This is a genomic window from Bacteriovorax sp. As-1, from assembly GCF_058446905.1.
Genome location: NZ_CP184341.1, coordinates 600,522 through 624,948 on the forward strand (window position 1 = coordinate 600,522; position 24,427 = coordinate 624,948).

Genomic DNA, 24,427 nt, shown 5'->3' on the forward strand with positions numbered 1-24,427 from the left:
ATCCTACTTTAAAAAACTTTTCATCACATCAATAAGGTCTTCGGCCGACTCTGATGCTTCTTTTTTACTTTCTGAATGAACGATGTGTTCGCGAATATGAGATTCAATAACCTCTGCCATAAGACCATTTAAGGCCCCACGCGATGAGGCGATCAACTGCATGACCTGATAACAATCCTGCTCGGCTTCGATGGCCTTACTGACGGCTTCAAGCTGCCCTTTAATTCGGTTGATTCTTGCGGTTATTTTGCTTTTTTCTTTAATTGTATGTGCCATAGTCCCTTTAGTATATAGTATAGGGGGGTATACTACAATAGGAGGTATGAAATATTTAATAACGATTTGAAATCTCAAGTCACTTGGCACATTAAGAACGCTTTAAACGAAAATAAATTTCCTCTAATGGAATAAAAATAAGTAAGCTGATAAGAATCAATGGAAAGAAAAAAGCAATCGGAAGGGCAATGCACCCAATATAAATAACCTGCTCAGAAGAGATTTTTCTTAATTCTGAATAGAGCGAATACCTAAATCGCCAGCCTCTGCGCTTTATCCACATCCAGTAACCAGTAACGACTAATGCGCAAATCCCCAGAGACATAAACCCGACCATTATCTGATTAACTAAACCAAAAAGTGTCCCCATATGTACATCAATCCCCCACCTTGTCAGTTTGGCCATGAGAGGAAACTTGCTGAACTCCACTTTATCAATGGCCGCCATTGTTTCTGGGTCTAGCGAAACACCATCTACTTCACTTGGAAAACTTCTTCCAATCTCATTAACCTGCCAACCTTCATTATCTTTTCTTGGAGGTTTAATTTCGATGCGTGAAGAATCGATTCCCGATTGACGAGCTGAAAGAAGAGCTTTATCAAATTGCGTGAGTTCATAAACTTTAAAAGGGCGATGATGCAACTTTGTCTCAAGCGATGGAGTCTGCCACTGCATCTGAGTGCGCAGCCATGAAATATTCTCTCCCGCGAACTCTGACCATGTCAGTCCGGTCACTGAAAGCATAAAAACACCAACCAATGAAAAAAAACCCAAATAGACATGCTTATTCACTAGACGCTGATAGGAGTTTCCTTCACGCTTTTTACGGGTGCAAAAAAGCGCAAGCCCCGAAAGCCCTGTGACCCACAACCAAGAAGCGGCCAGCTCACTATACCATCTTCCCACTTTTCCCAGGAGAAGGTCGCGGTGAAAAAGATCGACCTGCATACGCGCAGGCATCGCTCCTCCTGAACCATAGGTAATCAAATCAGCTTTCACTTCTAACGTGTAGGGATCAATAAATAGTGTGCGGTATTGGCCCGCAGGAAGAGTTGAATCGGTATAAAGAACACGCGTTGAACTCGTTTCTTTAGCGGCGGGCCTGATTGAAAGCAAATGGGATTTGCCATGAACTCTCGCCTGAGCGGCCCCTACTGTTCAGCAAGAGATTTTGCCTGAAGGCCTTTTTTAACAGCTAGAATATCGCGGTAAACCCAGCTCTCCATGGCAAAAGTAAAAGCATAAAGAGCTCCACTCAAAGCTGCGATAAAAATAAACGGCCCGATAAAAAAACCAAGGAAGGCGTGAAACCTTTTTAAACAATTAAGTAAATTCATTCTCAGAATTTAAGTCGAACACCTTCCTAAGTCGATGCAACAATATGTTGCTAGACTGTAAATGGCCTCTAAGACTCTTAGTACATAAATTCATTATTGCTCAAAGAGTGACCGTGAGTAGTAATCGAATTGACGGTACTCTCCAATTGTTTAGGATTCAGGTGAGCATGTGCTAAATCACAAAGAGAGAGAATTCCCACTAAGCGTTTTTCACGGTTAACGACTGGAAGTCTTCTCACCTGGTTTTCTCCTAGATTCTTGGCCACTTCATCTAACGTTTGATCTTCAAAGCAATAAAGTACTCTTTCCGTCATCACTTCAGCGACGTTGATATTTTTATAATCGCGCCCCTCTGCTACACAGCGGATGGCAATATCTCTATCCGTCAACATGCCGACGAGACGGTCATTTTTTTGAATAGGCAAAACTCCAAAATCTCCATCGCGCATTTTCTTGGCCGCTTCATGTAAAGTCATCTCTGGTGTTCCAAGCTCCACTGCCTTAGTCATGCATTCCTTTACGATCATAAAATCACCTCCATTGGTATTGTTAAAGAAACTGCAGCGGTAACTGCAAGACAAAGACCGCAAAAATAAAGCGTCAATTTGCCCTCTTTCACCAAAAATCCCCTTTGCTTTCGTCTTTTTGCCCCTTGAGCTACGCTCCACTTGAGTATGCTGAGCTTCATATGGAGAGAGTCGTACATTGTTTATTGATTTGAACGCCTCCTCGGGATATATATATATCTGTGAAATTTCCATTCCTTAAAACCTTGATTTTCATTTTGGTCCTGGCCTTCTCCAGTTCTTTAGCCTTCAGCGCTGAAAATGTTGTGTTGATTGTTAGCCAAAAGAATCCACTCGATTCCCTGACAACAAAAGAGCTTCAAGATTATTTTATGAAAAAGGATCGCACCTGGCCTAATGGCAATGCCGTTCGTTTTTTCGATCACCGTGACGACAACAAAATCCGCAAGGTTTTTTTAGATAAGTACATCAAAAAGACATCCCGCGAAGTTGAGCTTTATTGGATAGGAGAAAAAATCTATACCGGTCACATTGCCCCTATTCAAATCACTTCGGATTCAATGATGGTTAAGATGGTTTCACGCTTTCCTGGTGGGATTGGTTATGTTTCTAAAAAATTCCCTCTGCCAAAGACCGTAAAAATCATTACGGTTAAAGAGGGGACATAATGGAAAAAAATTTTAATCAAACCTCTTCTATTGTTCAGCGCCTGCGTACGGTTATGCTTTCGATCGTGCTTTTTATCATCTTGTGCTTTTTGGCCATTTACGTCTCTAACTATCATCAATTGCAAGACATCAAGACTTTAAGTACGGCCAACACTCTTTTGAGTCTAAACACTCAGGCGATTGAAAGCTTGAACTCTACCGAACAGAATATGAACGTTATCTTCGTGCGCAAGGATGTCAGCGAACTTCGTTATAAGTTTGAAGAAAATTTAAAAGTCACAAAGCGCCTGCTTTACGACAGCATCCTTTTATCCAAAGATGACGAACTGTTAACTAAAAACTTAAACGACGCTATTTTGTCTCTTGATGAATTGGAACACAGTCACGAAGTGATTTTCCAAAAGTTAAAAAACATCCATAAAATTACCAGTCAGGATCAGATCGAAGAGCTTAATGCTGATCTCCTGATGACAAGTCAATACCTGATGGATGCAAAAGAGATCTTAAGAAAAATACAGATTCACATCAACAAACAAAACGAGGGAATCTTCTCTTCAATCTACAAAAACCGTTACCGCCCTCTTTTAGTGGCCATTGGTCTTTGCATTCTCTTCTTAACATTTGTCATCACTATCGGATGGGCCATGGCCCGCAATGCGGCCAAGTCGATTTTAAACCTGCTTGATGCTACCGAAAAAGTTGGTCTAGGAAATATCACCTACCAGGCCCCGATTTTAGAAAACGATGAAATTGGCCGCGTGACTTATGCTTTTAACCGCATGATCACCTCCCTTCAGGCCAATCAGGAACAGCTAAACCTGGCCATTGACCGCACGACTCGCCTGCAAAGTATCACTGAATCTTTCTCAGAGGCACTAACACCCGATCAGGTTTTTGAAGTTGTTTTTAAGCAGGCCTTTGAGGCCATGGAGGCCAACACAGGCTCCATCGTCTTACTAGGTGAAGATAAAAACTTCCTGGAACTTAAACGCCTTGTTGGTTTTCCTGATGAAATTTTTGAAAAATGGAAAAGATTCCCGGTCTCAACAGACTTACCGATTGCTGAAGTTGTCCGCACTGGTCAACCCAAGTTTATCACCTCTGATATGCTTGATAAGTACTCTGCTCTTGACCCTATGGACCGTTTTGAGAAATCATACGCCGTGGCCTACATTCCCCTGAACGTCGAAGGCAAAACTCTTGGGGCCTTAAGCTTTAGCTTCCCGATCAATAAAAAATTCGATCAACTTGAACGCGATTTTATGATTGCCCTGGCCCGCCAGTGTGCCCAGGCCATCCACCGCTCACAACTTTACGATGACGCTAAAAAGGCCATTGAAGTACGAGATGAGTTCTTATCAATTGCTTCACATGAGCTGCGCACTCCGTTGACTCCCCTAAAGATGCAAATCCAAGGTGTGGCACGCCAAATTGATAATGACAATGTCTCTAATCTGACTCCTGATCGCCTGATAAAAATGGTTGAAACCTCTGACCGCCAGATCACCAGACTCTCAGTGCTAATTGACGATCTTCTCGATGTCACTCGTATCTCTGCCGGGAAACTTTCTTTGAATAAAGAACACTTCAGCATGAAAGAAATGATCACAGATGTTGTGGCCCAGTACTCTCACCAATTCAAACACGCCCAGTCTCCGGTTGAAGTTAAAATTGAAACGGATGTCGTAGGTCTGTGGGATAAGGTTCGTATTGAGCAGGTTCTGATCAATCTTCTAACCAATGCTTCGAAATATGCTCCGAAAAAACCGATTCAAGTGAAGATGGGAAAAGAAAACGACATGATTAAAATTCAAGTCACTGATCAAGGTCCGGGAATCTCTCCTGAGAACCAGGAAAGAATTTTTAAACGCTTTGAGCGTGTAAGCGACAAACAAAACATCGGTGGTCTTGGTTTAGGTCTCTATATCTGTAAGCAGATTGTGGAAGCTCACCACGGCAATATTTACGTTCAAAGTGTGTTGGGCGAAGGCTCTACATTCACTGTCGAGCTTCCTGAAAAATAATTAAACTTCCACGGCCTCTTCGAGTCCAAGCTCAGCTGAACTCTCCTCTAATAACTCTCTATTGGGAGCTTTAAACGATTCCAGACGCCCGTCATTCATAACCATCAGGTAGTCCAGGTCAGCAACTGTGCCCAAGCGGTGAGCGATAACTAAAACAGTTTTCCCTTTTAGCTCTCTTCTTAAGACTCGCTGAATTTTAGCATCAGAGACAACATCTACACTTGCTGTCGCTTCATCCAGCATAATGATTTTAGCATTTAACAAAAGCGCACGGGCCAGACAAAACAGTTGTCTTTGACCTTGAGATAAGTTCGCTCCCCCATCGCTGACAGCTGAGAGAAGTCCCAATGGAAAACTTTTAACTAATTCTTCTAAACCGGTGTCTTTTAAAACTTTCCAGATCTCTTCATCCGACTTTCGCGAATAAGGGTCCAGGTTACTTCTAAAAGTCCCCATAAAAAGTGTCGGGTCTTGTGGAATAATGGCAAGTCTTGATCTCAATGTCCCCAGGTCGATACTGGCAATATCCACTCCATCAATTTCAATTCTTCCTTTATGGACATTAATAAAACGATAGATCATTTGAAAAAGTGTCGTCTTCCCGGCCCCTGTCCTTCCTACAATTCCTACCTGTGCTCCAGGGGGAATATTGACATCTAGCCCCTTCACCACTTCAGGAAGACTTTCATCATAGCGGGCATGAACATTAGAAAAGTGAATGCGCCCTTCACTCGGCCAGGCTTCATCAACGACTACAGGATCTGAAGTAACGAATCGTTTTTCGCTCGGGATTCTCGTCATAAATCTGATGCGCTCAATAGAAGTCATGCGCGATTCAAGATCAGAGAGAATTCTAATTCCCCAGTTTAAGGCCCCCCAAAAAGACATTGAGTAAAGAATGACAAGCCCGGCCGTCGCCGCTGTTAAGTATCCATTATAAACACTGACGATCAAACACAAGGCCGTTGAACCTGAAATAAGCCCACCGATCATCGGAATGCGAATCGAAAACCAACGGTTAAGTAAAAAGTTATTAACAAAGGCCTGCTGACTTTTTTCCAGGTGGGAGAAAAACTGATCCCTAAACCACGCTTCTTTTTTATAGGCACGAATAACTGGAAGTCCTCCTAAGGTCTCTTTAAAATGAGCATAACGAGGTGAACGAGCGATCGAATCCATGCGTTTTGCTTCTCTGGCCGAAGCTCTGTAGAGAATCTGCAGGTTCCAGTACACAAATCCAATGGGAACAATCACCACTAAAATAAGAGGTACGGAAATAATAATCAAACTTAGTGAAACCACAATTTGAAACAGTGCCTGAACGGCCGCTTCAAAACTCCATTGCAATTGAATATCCACTGACTCCAAGTCACGTGAAAAACGCTGGAGCAATCTTCCAACAGGAGTCGTATCAAAAAAGCGCACCGGCGCTCTTAATATAGCGGCCAGCATTCTATCGTGAAGCTCGACTCCCGCCTTAATCCCACGCTTAAGCCAGAAAATTTGATTGCTCATTTGAACAATTAAACTCACTAGTGCAATCAATCCATAAATCATTACACCTTGGATCGGTGTAATCTGAGTCGGATGTCCAGAAAACCAACTTAGCCACCATTGGTTAAACAAAGGAATAACTGAAATGGCCAGGACTCCTAAAACTAAAGTCGCAATGATGAGTTTTTGGTGTTTTCCTTCACCACCTAAAGCTTTGATGTAATCAATGTATAGTGACCCTTTAACAGCTCCTTCCTCGCGGTCTTCATCGCTCATTAAGCGCGTTTCAGACTTATCGCTTTCTCCACTGATTGAAGCGGCCAGCTCTGAGTCCTTTTCCAGTGCATGCACTTCCAGGTGATGTGAGTAAAAATGCTTAAACGATTCACTCTTTTCTAAGAGTTCATTCAATGTTCCAAGGGCCGCAACTTTTCCATTCTCTAAAAAAAGAATACGGTCAAACTTCGCCAAAGCTTCTAAGCGGTGAGTTGCAATAATAACGGTCTTCTTTTTCCATTCGCCTAAAATCAGGTTATTCACCAGGGCCTTTTCCGTGTTCACATCAACGGCAGACAGAGGGTCATCTAGTAAAACAATATCCGGGTCCTGGATCACACAGCGGCCTAAAGACACGCGCTGTTTTTGCCCTCCGCTCAGGTTTACCCCTTTTTCACCAATCTCTGTTAAAAGGCCGCCGGGAAGATTTTTAATATCTCTTTCCATCGACGTCACATAAAGAGCTTCCTTCACTCTCGCTTCACTGACATCTTTCCCCATTTTCAGGTTTTCTAAGACAGTCGCGTTCATGATATAACTTTCCTGGCTGACATAACCAAGAGACGAGCGGCCAATAGAAACTGCGCCCGATTGCGGTTTAATTTCCTGAAGAATCAATTGTAGAAGCGTCGTCTTCCCAGAACCAACTTCCCCAACAATCGCGACGGTTTCCCCTTGATCAATTGAAAACGACAAATCCTTAAAAGCAAAATTGCCTTTTTCACTTTGATAAGACACATGATCAAAAATAATAGGCTGATCATTTGTTGAAAGAACATGGTCATCAACTGATTCTGAATTTAAAAATCCAATAATCCTCTTGGCCGAAACCCAGGCGTTAATTAAACGTGAAAGCACTCCCGGTAAATGTCCGATCGGTTCCTGTAATAACCCAAAAAGCGAAACACAAGTTAAAACCAGTGCCGGTGTTAAAGCTTCTCCTCTTAGGACGTGCACACAAAGAGCGACAAATAAAACCAGAGTTGAAATCGCTACAAAACTTAAACCTGAAAGCATTTCCACTCTGGCCAGGCTTCTTCTCGCTTTCACTTCTTCTTCTCTGACTTGTGAAACTTGATTGGAAATCTCTTCTTCCCAAACGTAATACTTCACCAGTCGCATTGACTGAAGGATTTGTCCCATCAAAGTCACGCGGTGATCTCTTTTTTTCATCATTTCATCTTCAAGATGGATGAATCTTTTGGCGATCTTCCTTGTGACCGGCGTAAGAATCGCCAGAATGGCCACTGCAATAAGAGCTGTCCATCCGAGATAATAAAAAAGCATCGAAACACTACCCACTAAAAGCAGTGTCGCCCATCCCAAGTCACCAAGAAGCATCGGGACCTCGGCCAGTGCTTCAGTATCCGAGCTCATGTGATTGACCACATCACCAACATTGACGTTCTGGCGGGCCTTTTGTGAAAGCTTAAGAGCCTTCTCAAAAATTAACCTGTTTAAGCGGGCAACGATAAGAACATTGGCCCTTAAAGTGGCGTAGAAGTTATGTTGATATCCAATCCCCATCATCACGCCAATTAAACCGATACACACTGCAATTGGAAGAACTTCCCAATACGCAGCACTTCCTTCAGAAAGACGAGTCAGACGAGTGATAAATTGATTAACAAAAAACGGGCTGGATAAACTTGATAGAGTCCCGATCACATAAAAGCTCCACGCTCTTGTGACTAATTTCTTTTGTTCAACAACAAGTGAAGAGATAAATTTTCTCTGAGAACTTAAATCAACTGGCGCCACTTCCAGATTGCGGTTGAGTTTAAGTTCTTCCGGTAAAGGAAGTAAGTCTTCGAACGTAAGAATTTTCTTTCGTCCTTTTTTGACGAGTGGAGAGACATTAAAAAAGAAAAAGTTTTTTAGAGCGGCCAGCATGGTGGTTAAACCTACCATAGACTGGCCTCTTTGATGATTATTTTTGAGTTTTAATCGGCTGAATTGCACCACAATCTGCGGCCAGCCACTTTCCTTTTTGGTCCATATCTAAACGGTCTTTCTTCCCATTTGAATCAGTGTTGACTACGGCCTTCCCAACGTAGGCCCCAGGGTTAATTAAAGTGAATTCACCCTCTCCCGTACTTGATGGATTTCCCGTACATGTAAATTTCATTTTAATATTTTTTGAAGTGCGGCTTAGGATCTCTTGTTTACAATTTGAGTCCTGACTTTGTGGAATATCAAGCTTTTCGGCCTGCTCTTTAGAGATACAAACTTTTACACTTGTTCCCTTATCGCTTACACCCATTCCCTGCTTGGCCATCATTTCTTCCATCATTTTTCGCTGCTCAGGAGGCATCTTGGCCATGCTTTTTTTCATATCAGCGAGACCTTTTTCAACTTGTCCGCTTTGACTTTTAATTGTGAAGCTATGCTCCCATAGTCCAGGCTTCATACTCTCCATCGCTGAAACAGAAGAAATAAGACTTGAAGTGGCAAGAAAAACGAAAAGTGATTTTAATTTCATGTGACTCCCTCACTAAACAAATATTGCAAGTCTATTAACGAACATTATTGTTAGCTTGGCAATCGAAATTAGAGACTAAAATTTCCTTCACAAGTTGAAGAGGCCCACTTTGCTTCGCGAGGTCCGTAGATAAAAACAACCGACCCGTTAGTCACCTCGTTGGTCGCAGGATCATAGTGGCCTTCTAAAAGATTAATGACATGATCAATGTAATCGCGGCTAATCATCGGGCAGCCGCTTGAAAGAGCGTGTGCACTTCCACGCGTAACCATTAAGTGTTTGTGAACAACAACGGCCCTTTCACAAGCATTGTCGTTGATTCCATCTTCCAGTCCATGCAGAACCATGCTTCTGCCAAACTTTCCTTCGTACTCTACTCCTGAAACATAAAAACCACTTGAAGGAGCATTTGAGCCTAATTCATTGCTGAAGTAGCGGGCATGTTTAATTGAGTTTTTATTTTCTGATAAGTGGGTATTGAGCATATGAGCTTTATAACGTCCATGGGCCACGGCCATCATTGAAATCCCACCTGTAAGTCTATCAACTAAAAACATTCTTCTTTCATCACTTGGAGCAGTGTAATCAATTAAAGCAAAAACGCGTTTTTTATCCAGAGTGATTTGTGAATCTTGTCCACAACGGTTATCGGCTTCATTAAATGACAACTTTCTTTTAAAAACTGTATTCTCATGTTTTTCAAAAAAACACTGAACATGACTTAGGGCCTTCGTGTTGAGTCCTTCTGCTTTAAAACGTTTTTCGATTTCTTTCCATGAAAGATAATCAGCACGCGCTGAAAGTGTAGTTGATACAAGGGCCAGGGCCAAAAATGTTTTTGTCATTAACTTCATGATATACCTCGTTCTATCAGTTTACCCGATAGAGTCTTCCATTGCTGGACTTGGATAACTTTACCCAAGACCGACAATGGAAGACGGATATACCACTTCTTATTTTGTAGTTCTAGCTTGTTTAGGGGATTTGATCTTTTCTACGCAGTCATTGTAGCCGGCCTTCCCCAGGTCATAGACCTTATTTTCATAGCTACGGCAGCTAGCAGTCGTAAGCACCTTATTTTTCGCCGTTTTTTTTAGTAAAACCTTGCTGTCTGGTTGCTGAGCTTTGATCTCGGATTCTTTAATACTCCCCAATTCTTTGAGTTCTTTTTTCGTCGGTGCCTGCTCTACACTGGCAAGTGAAGCGGGAGAAGCACTAATAGAAGGGGCAGAAATCCCAATGGCAAAAGCTTGAGTAAAACTCAGGAAAAAGGCCAGCATCAAAAAAATATACCGTTTCATAATAACCCCCCGGCAACTGCTTGCCTCAACTAGCGGGAGCGAAGCGCCCTGTTCGTCGTATGTTTTTGAACTTTAGCGATAAAATGCGACGAAACTCGTTGGCCTAATTTTTTAAGACCGACCACTTCTTTTTGTAGTTTTGGGTATTGGCGAAGATCCTTAGTTGTAAAACTTCTCAGTTTCATAAACTGGAATCCCATTTCATTGAGAATCGTTTTATCCAGGTCCTTGCGCATTTTTGGAATAATATCAGACTCCTCTTCTTTTAAGTGATGCTCGACTAATTCTGCGAGAACTTTCATCTCAATTTCCAGCTCATCACTAAGAGTTCTTAGCCCGGTTATTTTCGGAGTGAGCATTTTGACTTTAGCATCGACAATCCCGTGTTCGATCTCTCCTTCAAGAATAAGTTTTCTTAAATCCGCTACTTTCAATAAAGGAGCATAAACAACTTTCTTTTCGGCCTCTGAATGTTTATGAAGAGCATCGAGGAATGTTTTAGCATATCTCACTTTGAGTTTTTTATCTTCATCTTCACTCTTAAGAACTTTAATACACTCTTTTAAGTATTTATGATCTAAAAGCAAAACATCAATAATGTTAAACTTGTTGTTTTGAACAACTTCATCCATGTTAAATGTCATTGGTCCCTCCAGGTTGAACGTCTCTTTTTACCTCGCAAAATCAAGGCCAAAAAAGACGTGCGCCAAGTAACTGAAAAGTTCATTCTCAGCCTCTCAATTGGTCAACTTTCCCTATGGCTCAAGTCTTTGTCTGTCGGTTTTCCGGATGAAGAAAAAGAAAGCCTTCAAGGCTTAAAAAGAGCGTAAAAGATGAGTAATAGGCCCAGATAAGAAACACTAGAAGTGTCCCGGTTGCCCCGTAAACTGAATTGATTGCAATGTTTTTAAAATAAAGACCAATTAATATTTTCCCAAAGACAAAGGCCACGGATGTAAAAATCGCCGCCTCTACTGCTGTTTTTATTTTCGGTGTTTTTGAAGGAGCAAAATAATAAAGCGCGCTGAACATCATCATGTTGATCAGAAAGCTCAAAAGGTTAGAGAGAACTTGACCGAGGACAGTGTCATTCATATCTGTCCCGGCGACATACTTAACAATATTGGAGACAAAGAGCGATAAAAGAAACAACACTGCAATCGCTACGACAAAAAGCATAGAGAGCATACGCTCCTTCACAATTTCTTTAAAACTTCGGGATGAATCAGGGTCGTAATAACCAAAAATCATATCAAAGGAAAACCGCAGCTGCATAAAAACAAAAGATGCCGTAAAAAGCAGAGTAACCACACCGATCACTCCAGAGATAGAGGCCAGGCTAATACCTTCAACAGCATTGTTAAAAATCATTTCAGTGATTCGTCCAACTTCAGGACCCAGAATAAAATATGTCTGGCTGGTAAGTTCTGCTTGAACTCTATGACCTAATAAGGCTGCCACCTGTAAAAGAATTAAAAGAAATGGGGCAATTGAAAGTGCCGCATAATATGAGATGGCCGAAGAATGAAAGAAAATATTGTGTTTTAAAATTAAAAAAATAAATTCTTTTATTCTAAGGCCAAATCTAAACAAACCTCTTTTTAGAGTTGAGATGACCATCACATCCTTTAAAAAACTATTTGCCTTTAAAGAAAAATAACCAGGCCAGGATACAAACGAACCCAGGCACACCAAGAATGTACATTAAAATAGGCACTGCTACTTTTCCTTGAACATCTTCGACTAATTCATTCATTTTTTTCTTCATACCCCTTCCTTATTGTGTAACCCGCAGAAGTCGTTAAGGACTTCTGCGGGGATGAAAAAATAACTACGCTTCAGTAGATGAAGCGATGTCATGAGCTCCAGTTACTTCTAATAATTGTTTAGCACTTTTAATTGAGTCGTTATTATCACAGTGAACTGAAAGAAGAATCCCTCCGTCCTTCACTGAGCCTTCATAACGTTTAGCCTCGTATTCCGGAATCCCAAGACCAACAAGTGCTCCGCTTACTCCTCCGACTGTTCCGCCAACACCAGCACCGGCGATAGCGGCCATAATTGGACCAGCGGCCACAAGTGGCCCGATACCAGGAAGAGCTAAAGCTCCCATGCCGGCCAGCCATCCGAGAGTCCCACCGACAACGATACCTGTGCTTGCACCTGTCGCAATTCCTTCGGGGGCCTTAGTGTGTTTTTCATGGGCGAATTGTCTGGTAGTATCTTTATCCGGCATCAATACAGAAATATCAGTCATTCTGAATCCTGACGTTTTTAAGCGCTCTACAGCGCGTTCCGTAGATGAACGGGTGTCAAAGATTCCGAAAACTGAAACATTCATTCTGTCCCTACTTAGTGTTCTCATCTTTTCCTCCTTACTTCACTACACTGATCTGATTATAAATTTTGTGTTTCGGAGCTGTGACATAAGCGTGCTCAAGAATTCTTGCTCTCTCATCCGCAGTTGCCACATTTCCTTTAAGTGTCACACCATTGTTGATAACGATGATCTTAATATTTTTTGCCTTCATAGAAAGTGCCGTATCTTTCATCAATTCAGCTCGAATCTTTTTAGTCACCAATACATCCTGAGGTTTGTTCGACTGATCACCGGCCGTCAGGCCCATTTCTTGATCGACCACTCGAGGGTTTGCACTAGGCCCTTGTTTGGCCACTGCTGAGTTATAAGATGTACAAAGAACCATGACCATTAACATTGACCAAAGTTTCATTTTTTCCTCCTAATAAATAATCCAAGCGCTACAGTATTTTTAGGTCCGCCTTTTATTTAAAGAGCAAAGCGTGTGCCGGCCTGAAAAAAAATACTTGAGCACGCCGAAGCTCTTAACTTCGGCGTGTGAAAATGATTAGATAGCGACCGGGAAACTTACACTGAGAACCATTGATTCATTGCTGAGTTCAACATCGCCTCGTGTAGTGTTTGGAGTGAAGACTCCAACCTCTTGTAAAACAGTGTCGTCATACTTCATATTTTGGTATTCGACGTTCAAGCTGGCAAAACCAAGTTTCACCCCGGCACCTACGCGATAACCTTGCCCGCTTTTAAATTTGGCATCAACTCCTTCATCCTTATCCGGATCAACTTCACCGGCAACAATCCATCCTGCCCACACGCGAAGAGCGATGGCCGTAGGCATTTGGATTCCGACAACTGGACCCACGTTCCATGATTTTGCATCAGTGTCCATTTTAATTTTATTGTCCTTAAATTTAGGCATCGAATAACGCCCATCTACTCCTAAGAAAATAGAGTTGTATACATGCCCACCAAATCTTAGACCGACACCAAAACCATCAAGCTCAGTATCTGCATTGCTAAATGGAGATGGAAAATCGACATCCCCTCTTCCTCTTTCCCATGTCAGCATAGGTTCAACAAAAAGACCTCCTCCATTATTTTCTTGCGCGTAAGTGATGCTCGAGAAGGCAATAAGCGACACTAGAAAAAGAAACTTTTTCATTATAAAAATCCTCCGTAATATATAAATGCTTTTTAAATTATTTTTTAATCAACTGCATCTTCGATTTTATCGCCTGCATTCTGAGCTGCATGCTTCATCTTTTGGCCCACACACTTCATTTTTCCATCGACCATTTCACAAGTTTCGTCCTTGGCCTTTCTTACTGCTTTTTTAGCAGCTCGTTTTGTGTCATTGCCCAATTCTTCAGCTTTTTCTTTAACTGTCTCATCTTTTCCAAGAGCATGAGCATAATTTGAAGTGAAACCACCAATTAGAGTGATTGTAACTAGAACTAAAAGACTTTTTCTCATTTGCATAATCTCTCCTTTTATTTCGATATGCAGGTTAATAAAGGAAACTTAGTGAATATCTTTATGACGTTTTCTTTCAATCTCTGCACTGCCAATAAAAGTCATTAGTGCGAAGATAAAGAAAACTGATAAAATCATTTCGCCCATATCCGTTGAAAGGCCTAAAACCCCAAAAGTCCCTAGCAACATTGCGAGTATGCCAAGAATAAAAAATGTAATCGCCGCCTTTAACATGTCTCACTCCTTGTTCCATATAAAAGTTTGTTAAGAAAACTTCACAAAAGTGTATAAGCAGTTTGTGTGCCAAATTTTTCATAGCAATTTTATAGAGCTTCTTAGGATAGTGAGGATTTTTTCTACAAACACGCGGGAAAAAAGTCCTCTGTGGATTTTTGCCATTACCAAAAAAGGAAATGCATATAATGATGTAAATTGATCACCAAAAAACTTACTTTTCACGTCCCATATTTCCCAATTCTCTTACACTATTTGCCCCAATTCTTTTTACAACAAGCTTCAAGTTGCCAAAATTTAAAGTGATTTATTGCTGGCATAAATCTTGGAATAGATTATTTCGAGAAATTGGTTCTAGTATTTTCAAGGAGAAGAATATGAACACAGATATGATCCAAGGATCACTAAAAGATCTTAAAGGTGACCTAAAACAAACTTGGTCAAAACTAACAGATGATGACCTGACTTATCTTGATGGCGGCGTTGATCAGCTAGTCGGTAAAATTCAAAAGGCCTATGGCTTCACCAAAGAGCGCGCTACCGAAGAATTCGATAAATTCAAATCAAAACATGCTGATTACTTTCGCGATACGGCTCGCGATCTTACTAACACCAAGGAGAAATATATGGCAACAGCTTCACAATTAAATGGTCAATACGATGCTAACAAAATCAAAGCAAGAGCTAGTCACATGATTGAAGATGATATCATTGAGCCAGGAAAAGAATATCTTCAAAGAGCAAGAGACCTGAGTGCACAGGTTGTCGATAGAACAACCGGACTAGTTAAAGATAACCCAGGTTATGCCATTCTTGGGGCTGCGACAGTAGGCTTCCTTGCTGGAGCTTATTTTTTCCGTCGCAGATAATTAAAATAAAAATGAAGTGAAGGGCCCGTGCAAATGGGCCCTTCTTCTGTTTGGAGGTCCTTCATGAAATGGCTACTTTTGATTTTCTCAGTTATCAAACCCTTTTTTTCCAGTGAACATCCAACCATTAATCCTGTTGAAGAAATTAAAGACATGATCAGAAGCAATGCCGTTGCGGTGATTACTCTTTTTGCCGCTGCTTCTGCCCTGGCCACTATGTTTGCAGGAGGACTTTTATTAGTCGCTGTCGATATCGGTGCCCAGTTCGATCAAAATGGATTCGTCTATTTCTCATCTATGATCATCATGGGACTCGCACTCTCTCTGGTGAGCTTAATTATCGGAGCAGTGATAGTTAGAAGCTTCCAGGAACCAAAACGTGAAAAACAAAGAGAAACGTTAACCAAAGAAAACGTAGGAGTTGTTCATCCTCTTCAGGATGCACTTGCTTTACTCGTTATGGATTTTGTTAAAGAACGCGAATTCAATCGCGCTGCTGAGACTGCCCAGGCAACAGCAAGATCAACCACTCCCCAAAACTTTGAAACTGAAGAAGAAATCAGACACTAAAAATATAAAAGGGAACCAATGGTTCCCTTTTTTTAATTCTTAATAAATCGAGCTTTAAGAAGCTCTCCTCTATTGACCGCTTGAAGATTAACCCAGTTTCTGATCAACCCATAACCAGTCGCTACATCATTCATCAATCGACTGTAATCTTTCTTGATCACCAGGAATTGACGGCGAATAGCGTCCTCTTCATGTCTGAGCACTTGTCTTTCCATATTATCTTTGTCGTGTGCATGGGCCTCTGCCACCATCTTTAATACCTTTTTCTGACGTCCATTTTTGTGTGCTGTTTTTTTTACTGCCATAATTCACTCCATAGTAATAGATAAATTAAAAACGAAACCAAGAAAGGTCCCCCCGAAGTTAAAGCAAATTTGGTGCCCGTAAATGTTAATAAATACCAGAGCATTTTGGAACAAGTGCACCGCAACGATGACCATTCTGCTACATGGTTGAGGATATTTTCCCCTAACTCGACGAGCTATTTCTTAATAACTCGCTGTAAAATCATTAATTCAAATTTTGGCATCAATGGTGCAATGGTTATCAGTGAGATCAAGAGATCCGTAAAGTTATAAACATTGAGGTTTATCATGTTAAACAACCAACAGATTCAAAATAATTGGCCGACGATTAAGACACAAGTTCTTAGCCGCTGGAACAAGTTATCCGAAGCGGACGTTGAAAAGACGCATGGTTCTCCAAAATCTTTAGGACAACTTGTTCACAAAAAATACGGCAACAATGAAGAGTTCGATGAAACTTACGAACGTATTTGTATGTCGTCTGTGCATTCATCAAAGAGTGTTTCTCCAAAAACTGAAATCACTCCATTGACTTCGAAGACTCTTGAAACCCACCCGGGGACAGGAATCTCTCAAGCTGATGGCATGGGCCAGACACCCATTTATCAAGAGCATCCTTCAACTGATTTAGATGAAGTTTTTCATGGAGATTCTCCTGAAAGAAGACTGAACGCTAATTACGCTAAAATCGATCACCACCCGAACATCAACCGCGAGGCAGATGATGAGCTTTCAGCTTACTCTACTTCAAATCATTCAGGTTATTCACGTTCGTCAGTGGACGATGAAAACGTCGATGAATACTACAATCAATTAGATCAAAATGAATCATATGCAGATTTTACCTCACCGGATGAATTCTACCCTTCTCAAGATCCTAGCGTGAGCTCGGATATCCCCCTAGGAAGAGATCGCTCTTCTGCAACCAAACTATCTACAGCGAAAGCTGCACCTAAATCATCCGAAGTGTCGTCTAACGATGCTAAAAAGAAGATGTAGTTCCGACTACATTTTGTTGAAACTCTGCCCTCCGGGGCAGAGTTTTAATTCTTCAAAACTCAATCTATTTTTAAATATATTCGTCCTGGTCAATGGAGATTACCATGCAAAATATCAGTGAAGAGATCGCTACAGACAATAGTTTTAATATCGTTGGCATTCTTTTAATCGATCACGCTTATTTGCGAGAATGCATAGAAGTCATCCTTAACGATGAGGTGGACAAGCATCAAAAATTATTTTTCGCCAGAACCTTTCTCGACACTCTCACGAAACACTCGGCCGCAGAAGAAAAAACTGTTTATGATTCTTTAATTGATATGGACGAACTTCATGCAAAAGTCCTCGAATGTGAAGTCGAACACGCTATTATGGAACGCATGGTTTCTACGCTCTGGCCTAGAATGGTCAGACTCAAAGACTTAGATGATGTAACCGAGGCCGAAATCAGAACTCTTGCAAAAATCGTCCGAAACCATATTGATGAAGAAGAAAAAAACCTTTTTCCACTCATTAAAGAAAACCTTGATCAGGGTATTCTCAATGAAATTGGTTTCCAATTCATGATTCTGAGGCGCTTTACTCCCCAGGAGCTGGAAAATTACCCCGAACTCCAGAAAGAAATTTACTATAATTCCTGCAAATCAAAACGAAATATTTACCAATGGTCAGGAGATTTTGTGAAAAAGGTCAATCGTTATATCGGTGCCATCGTTTCTCAGTCTCCTCAATTTATCAAGACATGAGGTTTCTGAATGAATAAGGCCTTCATAAAGCAGAAAAAATTTTATATCCCGTTTGCCATTATTGTTCTTTTAGTTGTTTTTCGTATGGTTCTTCCCCAGATCCTGCTTCACCAGAGCAATAAATACCTAAGCGAATTCTCTCCCACTTACTACCTCCATATGGATGATCTGGACATCAGCATTCTTCGTGGGTCTTACCGCTTCGAAAAAATTTATGGAAATCTCAAAGGCGATGAAAAGCGTTTTATCACCATTGATTCCGTCGATGTCTCCATTGCCTGGAGACAAATTTTCCAGGGAAAAATCGTCACCGACATCGTCACTGAAAATGTCGACTTTCTTTTCTTGAAAGATATGAGCAAACTCTCAGTTCCCAACGCAAAAAAAGAGGCCCAGGACATTAAGAATACACTTTTTCCTGTCAAAGTGGAGACTGTAGACCTGCGCCATGCCCGTGTCGTCTTTGAAGAGTATCCTTCTCTTGATGATGAATCCAGGCTGCGTATTGAAAATATAAATGGTCGCATAACCAACCTCACTTCCTCTAAAGAAGACCCTTATTCAAACTTTAATATGACAGCTTCTCTGCAAGGCTCATCTGAGTTTGTCTTTATTGGCAGTCTTAACCTCACTCAAAAGCCTGTACTTTGGGATGTCGATGTCGAACTTAAGGACTTTGACCTGACGACGTTAAACAAAGTTTTAAAGCGCAATCTTCCTCTAACATTTACGAAGGGAAAAATTGACCTTTATGCCGAAGCAAAAAGCAGTGACAAGACGATTAAGGGTTATATCAAACCTTTTATTAGAGATGTTGATGTCGTTAAAAACGAAGAAAAATTTATCAGCATAAAACATTTTGGAATTGAAATACTGACGGCCATTGGAAATCTAATTCTCAGAGACTCGGACACAAAAACCGTGGCGACGTATATGGATTTCAATTACGATGGAAAATTCAATATAGATACAGGACAAGGGATTTCTAAGGCCATTGAAAATGGATTTAAGAAAAAACTTCAACCTGGAATTGAAAACAAATACCATATGGAAAATTAGGAGTTCTTTATGAAGCTTTTCTTTTTACCACTTGCCCTCTTTGTCTTCGTCAGCTGCTCTCGCGAGACACCACCGCCCACAACTCCTGCTCAACCTCCGACAGTTGAACAAACTACTGTTGGTGAACCGACGATGCAGGCCCCAGTTGCTAACGATCCGCATGTAAAATAATTTTTACAGATACCTGCGGATCGCTGAGATTAAACGATTAAGATCAAGAGGCTTTAGAAGTATTTCTGAATAAAGCTGAGGATCAACTGTTTCTCTGACCACTTGAGGGGCCGCAGAGACCATAATGACCGGACAGTTTTTAATCGACGCCAGAGAACTATGCTTTTTCATATTGAGGAAATCCTTTCCCGTCATTTTATCCATGTGGTAGTCGAGAATAATCAAGCTTGCCGGAAAGGCCGTCAGACTTAAATCTTCCAGTGCCGTTTTCGGATTGCCGTAAGAGAAGACTCTGTAGCCTTCTTTTTCAATCGCCCAGGTCATGACTTCTCGCAAATCTTCGTCGTCATCCACGATGTAAATATTCTTTGAGTTCGGCTCTTTTCTTTCCTGTTTTAGTTTTTGTTCATCCTTTGAGTGCTCGGCATAAACAATGGCCTTTTCACAACGAGGAATAGTAAAACTAAATCGTGCACCTTTGCCAGGCTTACTCTCTACTTTGATGACTCCTTCATGGGACTCAACGATGGACTTACAAATATAAAGCCCTAATCCATTCCCCGATCCACCAGTCCAATACTTCTCAAAAATTTTATCTATATTCTCTTCGGCAATTCCCGGTCCACTGTCAGTAACAGCAATAATGGTTTCACCTTTTTCTGTTTCTTCCAGCTCAATAATAATATCCCCTCCGTTAGGAGAGAATTTTAAGGCGTTACTTAAAAGATTTGAAAGCACCTGGTAGATACGGTCCTTATCAAAAGAGGCCATCATCTTTCTTTGAAAGACGATCTTTTTAATCGAAAGATCTTTTTCGTGAATAAGCGGTTTGTACGAATCCAGAACCTCATTGAGCACCTGAAGAGGATTATAAAAGCCCTTGCGAATAATAAAACTGTGCTCGAAATCTGTTTCTGCTGTTGGTTTATTATGCTCCAGAAGATCGCTTACAAGAACTTTGAGGCGATCAACTGTTCTTAAAATTCTTTTTGCCTGAATTCTTAAATCACCCATCATTTCTTCATTAGGCTCTTTGTACGAAAGCAGTTCCAGTAACTGCGCATCCAACTGAATTGCAGCCAGGGGATTTTTAATATCATGGTATACAATTGCCAGCATCTCTTCTTTGGCCTCAAGAGCTTTTTTGGCAATAGCACGAGATTTCATTTCTTGCTCATGAATTTCATGTTCGCGAAGAGCGCGTTTCACCACCGGAGTCAAGCGTTCGTAGCGGGACTTAATAACAAAATCCTCTACTCCTGCTTTCATCATATCGGCGACACTTTCTTCTCCGACTAATCCAGAGACCACGATGAAAGGAAGATGTCTTGAAGTCTCGCGGACGATTCCTAAAGCATTGAGAGGACTAAAGCCAGGGATATTGTAATCTGAGATGACAAGATTCCACTTCTCGCGGGCCAAAGCTTCACGCAGCTGTGCTTCTGTTTCAACTCTCTCAGAATAAATATCCATAATCCCACCTTTTTTAAGGTGGTACAGCATAAGCTGATAGTCTGCTTCTGAGTCTTCAATGTTCAGTAATTTAATCATGACTAAACTGGTGGCCTCTCGTTAAGTAACAACCAATACGTTCCCAGGCTCTTGACTGCATCTGAAAACTCATGAAAGTCGACAGGTTTTCTCACATAACTGTTAGCACCTGATTCATAGCCGGAAAGTAAATCACTGTCTTCTTTTGAAGTTGTCAGGATCACTACAGGTACAAGCTTTGTCTTCGGATTGCTTCTGATTTTTTTCAGTACTTCAAGACCATCGATCTTTGGAAGTTTTAAATCCAACAAGATCAACTGTGGTAATTCTTTTTCATAATTAGCGGCTTCCTGATTAAACAGAACATCCAGGGCCTCAGCACCATCGCGGGCGACTTTAATTTCATTTAGAACATTATTTTTCTTTAATGCTTTAATGGTCAAGATTTCATCCTGCTCATTGTCTTCAATCAGAAAAATGTAGGGCATTGTTTTCATTAAATCTCCTGCAATAATTACGCGCCTAATGTGAAATAAAAAGTACTTCCCTTTCCTAACTCTGACTCTCCCCAGATACTTCCATTATGGCGGCGGATAATTCTACTGACTGTGGCCAGGCCAATTCCTGATCCATCAAACTGTTCTTTGGGATGAAGTCTTTGAAAAGGTTGAAATAATTTATCATAAAAACGCATATCAAAACCGACACCATTATCTTTCACATAGAAAGTGACTTTTCCATCTTTATAAATTTGACCTAACTCAATAATGCTCACTTCTTTTGTGCGAGAGTATTTCCATGCATTGGAAATTAAATTCTGCAAGGCCGCTCTTAAAAGACCTGGATCGGCCGAAACGGTCTGCGGTAAAAAATTAGTAAACTCAAATTTTCTCTGCGGCTCATTTAGCTTAAGCTCAGCAACAATGTCAGAAGCCACTTGAGAAATATCCACATCCTCTTTGCGAAACTCTGCACGAGTCAGTCGTGACAAATTGATAAGGTCATCAATCAACACGCCCATTCTCTGCACACCCGAACGAATAAACCCTAAATACTTAATGGCCTCACCATCCAGCTTATCAGAGTACTCCTCCACTAGAATCTGGCTAAAGCCATCAATCCCTCTTAATGGCGCTCTTAAGTCGTGTGAGACTGAATAGCTAAAGGCTTCAAGCTCTTTGTTAACCAGCGTGAGTTCATGGGTTCTCAGGGCAACTGTCTCTTCCAGGTGGTCAGTCGCTTCGGCCAGTGATGAATAAGCTTCACTATAATTTCTCGAAAGGCGTCTTAATTGAAGAATCGACATGACGGCCAGAGATATCCCCAGGACGATTCCCAGTGTAAGCGTCACAACGACAGCATCCCGCGATGCCTCTTCGGCCTCTGCCCAGCGTTTATTTCGAAGGGTCCTTTCCCTCTCAATGAATTCATCAAAATTTTTTCTAACAGAATCCATAATCGCCTTGCGGGCTGTGATCATTTCATCAGGTGATGGTTGTTTGAATTTTTTTCGGTAAGCAATCGTGGCTTCAGCATTTTCATTCCATCCGGTGTAGAGAGTTTTAATCTCACGGATTTCTTTTTGCTGAATCGGATTGTCCCTAACCAGATCAATAATTTTATCGGCCAGGATAAAAAACTTCGATTGGGCCTTAACCCAAGGTCCCAAATAAGCTTCATTGTTAGTAATGATATACCCTCTAAAACCTGTCTCAGAATCGATAATGAGCTTAACCCCCTCAGTGGCCGTATTGATAACTTCATCAGAGTGGCGAATCTTGTGGTTCTCCTCTAAAACGGTATAAATTTGTTTAACAAATAGAATAGAAAGTAAAAGAGAAAGGGCGATCGGTAGAATAGTCGCTTGGAAAAGAATTTTTTTAAATTCTCTTGGATCTACAGGATGATCCCCACGATCTATCATTGAAGACAGAAGATTTTTTGGCAGCTGTTGCATAACCTTTCCACTAGAAGAAATTGGTTTGGCTACCATATCCTATTAAACAAAGAATTAAAATTTTTTTTCCAATTGGATAAGACTTGTTCCCAAAATTTCTCTGAGAAACATCTCTACAGAAACATCTCGTCTTGAACGACGCGATGTTTTCTCGCTCTTATTTTTTGTAGAGGTCTTTATTTTTCTCTCTTTTTTAATAAGGCCAGTCCCTAGCATAACAGCAATTGTGTTCATATTTCACTCCTGAGTTTTTAATTTAGCAAAGGACAGGCCAAATTGGGACACATATGGGGCATAAAGTAACCCACTAATTTTATTTGATTCACTAAAAATGCCCTCCTTTTTTGAGGCAGTATTCCCGGTATTTTTGTCCAATAGATGTTTAGAAAAATAGGTATCGGACTTGCTTTTCACTAGAGCATTAAGGCTTCAATAATGAGGCTTAACTATGAGGAGTTAACATGAGATCAAAGGGAATTTTTGCAGCACTTTTTTTTGCTATTACTGCAGCAGCATGTTCATCATCAGGCAATATGGAAACGGCCAAAGCAACAAACAAGTATGAAGCACAAAAATACGGTGAGCAAAAAGCAACAACTACCGTTTCATCGACTGATGCTTACTACGCTGTTTTAGAGTTCGATAAAGGGACTCAACGCTTAAGTGAAGCTGGAAAACGAAACCTAAAAAACTTCATCAATACGGCCAAAAAAGAAGGTAAGCCAATCGACGATATCAAGATTCTTGCTTGGGCCGATAAGGAGTACCCAAGTGAAAAAGGCGCAAGGCTTTCTGACCGCGATGTAGCGATTGCTAAAGAAAGAAGTAAAGCAATTGAAAAATATCTAAAAGAAGATTTAAATACTGATGGAGACTACGCCACTTACAACATGGCCAAACGTCCAAACAAGGTCAATGAGTTCTTCAGAGGTGATGACTACAAAACGAAAAAAGTTTTTGGTCAGCCTAACGCCGTTCCTGCAGGAACAGAGCTTAATGCCTTTATGAAAGACAAGGCCGGAAAAGCATTAATTATGGTGGATTATTCTGAAGTTGAATAAAAGAAAAAGGGTGGTTTAAAACCACCCTTTTTTTTTACGTATTTGTTAAACGGATATTTTCTTCGACCATGTCATCTAAAGTCTTCACGATTTCCTTAAGCTTTTCCATATTGCGGTCTTTAGCCGCTGTTTCCAGCGATACTCCAAGAGCGCTGATCTGGGGAAAACCAAAGGTATCACCATGTCCCTTAAGCCTGTGGCCGACAACCTGAGAGAACTCGAAATCATCTTTTGCAAGACTCTCCTTAAGCTGAGCAACTTCTGCCTGCCTTCTGGATAAATAGACGAGTTTTTGGTCTTTCATAATTTCCATGAAAAAGAATCTACACCTCTTTTACAAGTAATCAAGGTGCAAAACATTGGGTTCCATCTTAAATTTTCTTAAGACACGTATAACATTTGTTCTTAAAGCTTTTGCTTTGCACTTTCTGTAGCCTCAGCGACTGCTTCTTTAGCTTTTTCTGCTCCTCTGGCAATTCCACTTTTCACGTTGCCCCAGGTATCAGAGAAGTAATCGTTTAGTTTAGTCTGAATGGATTCTTTCGACTCACCATAACGTTTTTGAATAATCCCAGTTAGCGCCGTCAAATCACCTTTTGCCTGCTCCAGTTCATCATCTGTGAGCTTGCCCCACATTTTTCTAATCTCACCTTTGGCCTCAGTCCATCTCCCTTTAATTGTGTCTTCATTTAAGACGAAATCACGTTTTGTTTCTTTGTTTGTGTCAAAATGCATAAAGCCTCCCTATTGTTTTTTCCAATGATTTTCTCCGTTGGAGATCACTAA

Annotated in this window: 32 protein-coding genes; 9 read left to right on the forward strand and 23 right to left on the reverse strand. The window is 41.0% G+C overall.

Annotation, left to right across the window (positions count from 1 at the left end):
* Window positions 1-3: 3 nt before the first annotated feature.
* The 4 genes from ACN20O_RS03075 to ACN20O_RS03090 all read right to left on the reverse strand — a co-directional run bounded on the left by ACN20O_RS03075 (window position 4) and on the right by ACN20O_RS03090 (window position 2,141).
* The gene (locus ACN20O_RS03075; RefSeq protein ID WP_102244423.1) at window positions 4-276 is read right to left on the reverse strand and encodes a metal/formaldehyde-sensitive transcriptional repressor; all 273 of its coding nucleotides are present in this window, start codon (window positions 274-276) and stop codon (window positions 4-6) included.
* Window positions 277-367: 91 nt separating this feature from the next.
* Window positions 368-1,393 (reverse strand): PepSY-associated TM helix domain-containing protein, encoded by a 1,026-nt coding sequence (locus ACN20O_RS03080; protein WP_491637107.1) that lies wholly within the window; start codon window positions 1,391-1,393, stop codon window positions 368-370.
* Between the two features lie 35 nt (window positions 1,394-1,428).
* On the reverse strand, window positions 1,429-1,614 hold the full coding sequence (locus ACN20O_RS03085; RefSeq protein WP_491637109.1) for a PepSY domain-containing protein: 186 nt from the start codon (window positions 1,612-1,614) through the stop codon (window positions 1,429-1,431).
* Between the two features lie 77 nt (window positions 1,615-1,691).
* Complete coding sequence (locus tag ACN20O_RS03090; RefSeq protein ID WP_491637111.1) at window positions 1,692-2,141, reverse strand: CBS domain-containing protein; 450 nt, start codon at window positions 2,139-2,141, stop codon at window positions 1,692-1,694.
* Between the two features lie 221 nt (window positions 2,142-2,362).
* Between ACN20O_RS03090 and ACN20O_RS03095 the strand changes: the two genes are divergently transcribed.
* Together ACN20O_RS03095 and ACN20O_RS03100 are read left to right on the forward strand one after the other, a co-directional pair.
* A complete protein-coding gene (locus tag ACN20O_RS03095; protein WP_491637113.1) occupies window positions 2,363-2,809 on the forward strand; it encodes a hypothetical protein in 447 nt (148 codons plus the stop codon).
* Window positions 2,809-4,833, forward strand: a complete 2,025-nt coding sequence (locus tag ACN20O_RS03100; RefSeq protein WP_491637115.1) for an ATP-binding protein — start codon at window positions 2,809-2,811, stop codon at window positions 4,831-4,833. Before ACN20O_RS03095 ends, ACN20O_RS03100 begins: the two co-directional genes overlap by 1 nt.
* On the opposite strand, the gene ACN20O_RS03105 is transcribed toward ACN20O_RS03100, so the two are convergent.
* The 12 genes from ACN20O_RS03105 to ACN20O_RS03160 all read right to left on the reverse strand — a co-directional run bounded on the left by ACN20O_RS03105 (window position 4,834) and on the right by ACN20O_RS03160 (window position 14,413).
* Window positions 4,834-8,514: an ABC transporter transmembrane domain-containing protein gene (locus tag ACN20O_RS03105; RefSeq protein WP_491637117.1), complete on the reverse strand. Its 3,681-nt coding sequence runs from the start codon at window positions 8,512-8,514 to the stop codon at window positions 4,834-4,836. It lies immediately after the preceding gene.
* A 19-nt stretch (window positions 8,515-8,533) separates the two neighbouring features.
* The gene (locus ACN20O_RS03110) at window positions 8,534-9,085 is read right to left on the reverse strand and encodes a DUF3617 domain-containing protein (protein WP_491637119.1); all 552 of its coding nucleotides are present in this window, start codon (window positions 9,083-9,085) and stop codon (window positions 8,534-8,536) included.
* Window positions 9,086-9,153: 68 nt separating this feature from the next.
* Entirely contained in the window at window positions 9,154-9,939 is a 786-nt protein-coding gene (locus ACN20O_RS03115; protein WP_491637121.1) for a murein L,D-transpeptidase catalytic domain-containing protein, read from the reverse strand.
* A gap of 99 nt (window positions 9,940-10,038) precedes the next feature.
* Window positions 10,039-10,386, reverse strand: coding sequence for a hypothetical protein (locus ACN20O_RS03120; protein ID WP_491637123.1), 348 nt, complete (start codon window positions 10,384-10,386; stop codon window positions 10,039-10,041).
* A 29-nt stretch (window positions 10,387-10,415) separates the two neighbouring features.
* Window positions 10,416-11,030 (reverse strand): hemerythrin domain-containing protein, encoded by a 615-nt coding sequence (locus ACN20O_RS03125; RefSeq protein ID WP_491637125.1) that lies wholly within the window; start codon window positions 11,028-11,030, stop codon window positions 10,416-10,418.
* A 118-nt stretch (window positions 11,031-11,148) separates the two neighbouring features.
* A complete protein-coding gene (locus ACN20O_RS03130; RefSeq protein WP_491637127.1) occupies window positions 11,149-12,006 on the reverse strand; it encodes a YihY/virulence factor BrkB family protein in 858 nt (285 codons plus the stop codon).
* 16 nt (window positions 12,007-12,022) lie between these two features.
* Window positions 12,023-12,154, reverse strand: a complete 132-nt coding sequence (locus tag ACN20O_RS03135; RefSeq protein ID WP_491637129.1) for a hypothetical protein — start codon at window positions 12,152-12,154, stop codon at window positions 12,023-12,025.
* Between the two features lie 63 nt (window positions 12,155-12,217).
* Window positions 12,218-12,751: a DUF3341 domain-containing protein gene (locus ACN20O_RS03140; protein WP_491637131.1), complete on the reverse strand. Its 534-nt coding sequence runs from the start codon at window positions 12,749-12,751 to the stop codon at window positions 12,218-12,220.
* Between the two features lie 10 nt (window positions 12,752-12,761).
* Window positions 12,762-13,118 carry a BON domain-containing protein gene (locus ACN20O_RS03145; protein WP_491637133.1) on the reverse strand — a complete coding sequence of 119 codons (357 nt, stop codon included), beginning with the start codon at window positions 13,116-13,118 and terminating at the stop codon, window positions 12,762-12,764.
* Window positions 13,119-13,253: 135 nt separating this feature from the next.
* Window positions 13,254-13,868, reverse strand: a complete 615-nt coding sequence (locus ACN20O_RS03150) for an outer membrane beta-barrel protein (RefSeq protein WP_491637135.1) — start codon at window positions 13,866-13,868, stop codon at window positions 13,254-13,256.
* A 44-nt stretch (window positions 13,869-13,912) separates the two neighbouring features.
* Complete coding sequence (locus ACN20O_RS03155; RefSeq protein WP_491637137.1) at window positions 13,913-14,185, reverse strand: hypothetical protein; 273 nt, start codon at window positions 14,183-14,185, stop codon at window positions 13,913-13,915.
* A gap of 42 nt (window positions 14,186-14,227) precedes the next feature.
* Window positions 14,228-14,413 (reverse strand): DUF1328 domain-containing protein, encoded by a 186-nt coding sequence (locus tag ACN20O_RS03160; protein ID WP_491637139.1) that lies wholly within the window; start codon window positions 14,411-14,413, stop codon window positions 14,228-14,230.
* A 377-nt stretch (window positions 14,414-14,790) separates the two neighbouring features.
* Here ACN20O_RS03160 and ACN20O_RS03165 point away from each other — a divergent pair, with 377 nt between their 5' ends.
* Both ACN20O_RS03165 and ACN20O_RS03170 read left to right on the forward strand, forming a co-directional pair.
* Window positions 14,791-15,282, forward strand: a complete 492-nt coding sequence (locus tag ACN20O_RS03165; RefSeq protein WP_491637141.1) for a CsbD family protein — start codon at window positions 14,791-14,793, stop codon at window positions 15,280-15,282.
* Between the two features lie 63 nt (window positions 15,283-15,345).
* Window positions 15,346-15,852 (forward strand): hypothetical protein, encoded by a 507-nt coding sequence (locus tag ACN20O_RS03170; RefSeq protein ID WP_491637143.1) that lies wholly within the window; start codon window positions 15,346-15,348, stop codon window positions 15,850-15,852.
* 32 nt (window positions 15,853-15,884) lie between these two features.
* On the opposite strand, the gene ACN20O_RS03175 is transcribed toward ACN20O_RS03170, so the two are convergent.
* On the reverse strand, window positions 15,885-16,157 hold the full coding sequence (locus ACN20O_RS03175) for a hypothetical protein (protein WP_491637145.1): 273 nt from the start codon (window positions 16,155-16,157) through the stop codon (window positions 15,885-15,887).
* A gap of 288 nt (window positions 16,158-16,445) precedes the next feature.
* On the opposite strand from ACN20O_RS03175, the gene ACN20O_RS03180 reads away from it, so the two are divergent.
* From ACN20O_RS03180 to ACN20O_RS03195, 4 genes are all read left to right on the forward strand, one after another.
* Window positions 16,446-17,156: a hypothetical protein gene (locus ACN20O_RS03180; protein ID WP_491637147.1), complete on the forward strand. Its 711-nt coding sequence runs from the start codon at window positions 16,446-16,448 to the stop codon at window positions 17,154-17,156.
* Window positions 17,157-17,260: 104 nt separating this feature from the next.
* A complete protein-coding gene (locus tag ACN20O_RS03185; protein ID WP_491637149.1) occupies window positions 17,261-17,902 on the forward strand; it encodes a hemerythrin domain-containing protein in 642 nt (213 codons plus the stop codon).
* A 9-nt stretch (window positions 17,903-17,911) separates the two neighbouring features.
* Window positions 17,912-18,961 (forward strand): hypothetical protein, encoded by a 1,050-nt coding sequence (locus ACN20O_RS03190; RefSeq protein WP_491637151.1) that lies wholly within the window; start codon window positions 17,912-17,914, stop codon window positions 18,959-18,961.
* A gap of 9 nt (window positions 18,962-18,970) precedes the next feature.
* Window positions 18,971-19,132 (forward strand): hypothetical protein, encoded by a 162-nt coding sequence (locus ACN20O_RS03195; protein WP_491637153.1) that lies wholly within the window; start codon window positions 18,971-18,973, stop codon window positions 19,130-19,132.
* Window positions 19,133-19,135: 3 nt separating this feature from the next.
* Here the strand turns inward: ACN20O_RS03195 and ACN20O_RS03200 are convergent, their stop codons facing one another.
* From ACN20O_RS03200 to ACN20O_RS03215, 4 genes are read right to left on the reverse strand one after another with little or no spacing between them, the layout of a single operon-like run.
* The gene (locus ACN20O_RS03200; RefSeq protein WP_491637155.1) at window positions 19,136-20,683 is read right to left on the reverse strand and encodes a sensor histidine kinase; all 1,548 of its coding nucleotides are present in this window, start codon (window positions 20,681-20,683) and stop codon (window positions 19,136-19,138) included.
* Window positions 20,684-20,685: 2 nt separating this feature from the next.
* The gene (locus ACN20O_RS03205) at window positions 20,686-21,120 is read right to left on the reverse strand and encodes a response regulator (protein ID WP_491637157.1); all 435 of its coding nucleotides are present in this window, start codon (window positions 21,118-21,120) and stop codon (window positions 20,686-20,688) included.
* Window positions 21,121-21,137: 17 nt separating this feature from the next.
* Complete coding sequence (locus ACN20O_RS03210) at window positions 21,138-22,580, reverse strand: sensor histidine kinase (RefSeq protein WP_491637159.1); 1,443 nt, start codon at window positions 22,578-22,580, stop codon at window positions 21,138-21,140.
* A gap of 54 nt (window positions 22,581-22,634) precedes the next feature.
* The gene (locus ACN20O_RS03215) at window positions 22,635-22,814 is read right to left on the reverse strand and encodes a hypothetical protein (RefSeq protein ID WP_491637162.1); all 180 of its coding nucleotides are present in this window, start codon (window positions 22,812-22,814) and stop codon (window positions 22,635-22,637) included.
* A 227-nt stretch (window positions 22,815-23,041) separates the two neighbouring features.
* On the opposite strand from ACN20O_RS03215, the gene ACN20O_RS03220 reads away from it, so the two are divergent.
* Window positions 23,042-23,641, forward strand: coding sequence for a hypothetical protein (locus ACN20O_RS03220; RefSeq protein WP_491637164.1), 600 nt, complete (start codon window positions 23,042-23,044; stop codon window positions 23,639-23,641).
* 34 nt (window positions 23,642-23,675) lie between these two features.
* On the opposite strand, the gene ACN20O_RS03225 is transcribed toward ACN20O_RS03220, so the two are convergent.
* Together ACN20O_RS03225 and ACN20O_RS03230 are read right to left on the reverse strand one after the other, a co-directional pair.
* A complete protein-coding gene (locus ACN20O_RS03225; protein WP_491637166.1) occupies window positions 23,676-23,954 on the reverse strand; it encodes an Hpt domain-containing protein in 279 nt (92 codons plus the stop codon).
* Window positions 23,955-24,046: 92 nt separating this feature from the next.
* Window positions 24,047-24,376, reverse strand: coding sequence for a CsbD family protein (locus ACN20O_RS03230; RefSeq protein WP_491637168.1), 330 nt, complete (start codon window positions 24,374-24,376; stop codon window positions 24,047-24,049).
* Between the last annotated feature and the right edge of the window lie 51 nt (window positions 24,377-24,427).